Genomic DNA, 1,911 nt, shown 5'->3' with positions numbered 1-1,911 from the left:
TGATCATGCCGCGATCGGCGACAACGCAGGCGCGTGTGACGCCGATGCGCAGATCACCACCATGATCAACCGCAATAGGGCACGCCATATGCAGCAGCTCCTCGCGGGAACAGCAAGCCGCCCCGACTGTTGCCTCAAAGCAACAGACATCCGGTACAACCTGCGGTATACCCGATTTGGGGGGGCGCCAAGGAGGCTGTCTCGTGAATCGCTGCTCATCATCATTCGCAATTCTTGCTTTTGGCACGTTCTGCGCAACGTCGACCGTCGCCATGGCGGCGGATCAGACCATCTATTCAGCGCCCGACAGGAGCATCGTGTTTGTTGGTGGCGTCGGCTACACTTGGCTCAAGGGCAATGAGCTTGTCTACGACGAGGCGGGCAATCGTATCAGCGAACTGATCTGGGAAACCGACGCGCCGGTTCTGACCACTGGCCTCAAGGCGGAAGTCTGGAACAACTGGACCATTTCAGCTAACGCCGTCTTCGGTTTCTCCGGCAACAGCCACATGGAAGACTATGATTGGCTCGCACCCTATTCGCCGAGCTTTGCTTCAGGGGATTGGTCGCATCAGTCGATCCACACCGACACCGACCTTGACCGCTACATCAACCTTGACATCGCAGCAGGCCGAGACTTCGTGATCAACGATGCCACGACCATCAACCTGCATGGCGGCTTCAAATACACCAATGTGAAGTGGAGCGCCTACGGCGGTTCGTTCACCTATAGTGAGAATGGCTTCCGTGACACGACCGTCAACTTCCCGGAGGGCGAACGTGTCATCAGTTACGAACAGCGCTATCCGGGCGTTTTCCTTGGTGCGGAAGCGACCACGAAATTCGGCAATTGGACTCTCTCAGGTGTGCTCCGCGGCGGCCTTACTGTCGATGCAAGCGATGTAGACCATCACTGGATGCGCGACCTACGATTTGAAGAAGATTTCGGTACCATCCCGTTCATCTCGGTCGGCGCCAAGGCCGATTATCGGATGACCGAACGCGCCAGCCTCTTCCTAGCCGGCAATTTCGATAAGTACTTCCGCGAGAAAGGCGATACCACGATGTACGACATCCCGACGGGCGCCCAAGGCCCGACCTTCGAGGATGGCGCTGGCATGGACTTCTATGCCTTCACTATTTCTGCCGGCTTCAAGGTGGCGTTCTGAGCCCAGCCCAATTTGGACTGGCACGGCAACGTTAGCTATAAGGCGAAATGCACCTTCGACGCTGGCCGTTTGCGTCGACATAGGTGTTATCCAAAAGGCGGTACGTTCTGTATCTCTTGTAGCACCATTCAATATGGGCGCGCGAAACGCGTTCCTTCGGAAACTGCTGTCCTGCCTCTGCAGGGCTGGAGACAATTGCACCAACCGTCGTGCCGAAGACGGCGACGATCTCAAGGCCCTTGCTCAATCGTCCAGCCACTCAGTTCGCTCCCGTGTGGTTCAGCGACGAAAGCTGACTCTCTTGAACACTGGCCATAACAGACTGATTTACCTCCGTAAATTGAAATATGATGGGGGTCCAATATTTGTTCTGCAAAATCATGCGCTTGGCACTATCGAGGGATGGCGTCAGGCGTCAACGCCGATTCACACCCTGCAGCCTCAATAGGGAATAGGGATGCCAACGGTAGTGGACTTCCAACTCCTATTCGACATGGGCAGAATGAACGGGCAATAGCCCTCGGTCGAAAGTCGTGGCTGTTCGCCGGCTCCGAACGCGGCGCTGCCCGGGCGGCGGCCATGGCGACGCTGATCATGACGGCGAAACGCAACGACGTCGATCCGCAGGCCTGGCTGGCCGACGTACTCGCCCGCATCGCCGATACGCCGCAGAACCGGCTTCATGAACTGCTTCCGTGGCCGCGCGGCCGGCGTCGCCTTGCCGCCGAACGTGGCCGAAACC

Annotated in this window: 3 protein-coding genes and 1 pseudogene; 2 read left to right on the top strand and 2 right to left on the bottom strand. The window is 57.7% G+C overall.

What is annotated here, in order from left to right; genetic code table 11:
* The coding region (locus MAXJ12_RS38890; RefSeq protein ID WP_244421517.1) for a hypothetical protein at window positions 1-274 on the bottom strand (274 nt) is incomplete at its 3' end.
* Between MAXJ12_RS38890 and MAXJ12_RS18165 the strand changes: the two genes are divergently transcribed.
* Complete coding sequence (locus MAXJ12_RS18165; protein ID WP_244421516.1) at window positions 273-1,169, top strand: omptin family outer membrane protease; 897 nt, start codon at window positions 273-275, stop codon at window positions 1,167-1,169. The two genes, MAXJ12_RS38890 and MAXJ12_RS18165, sit on opposite strands and share 2 nt — an antisense overlap.
* 31 nt (window positions 1,170-1,200) lie before the next feature.
* On the opposite strand, the gene MAXJ12_RS35280 is transcribed toward MAXJ12_RS18165, so the two are convergent.
* Window positions 1,201-1,428, bottom strand: coding sequence for a BA14K family protein (locus MAXJ12_RS35280; RefSeq protein ID WP_085983982.1), 228 nt, complete (start codon window positions 1,426-1,428; stop codon window positions 1,201-1,203).
* Between the two features lie 248 nt (window positions 1,429-1,676).
* On the opposite strand from MAXJ12_RS35280, the pseudogene MAXJ12_RS35275 reads away from it, so the two are divergent.
* A pseudogene (locus MAXJ12_RS35275) lies at window positions 1,677-1,911 on the top strand (transposase domain-containing protein); the annotation flags it as partial.

The sequence above is a fragment of the Mesorhizobium alhagi CCNWXJ12-2 genome (assembly GCF_000236565.1).
GTDB lineage: Bacteria > Pseudomonadota > Alphaproteobacteria > Rhizobiales > Rhizobiaceae > Allomesorhizobium > Allomesorhizobium alhagi.
This window is presented reverse-complemented; position numbering and strand designations above follow the sequence as displayed.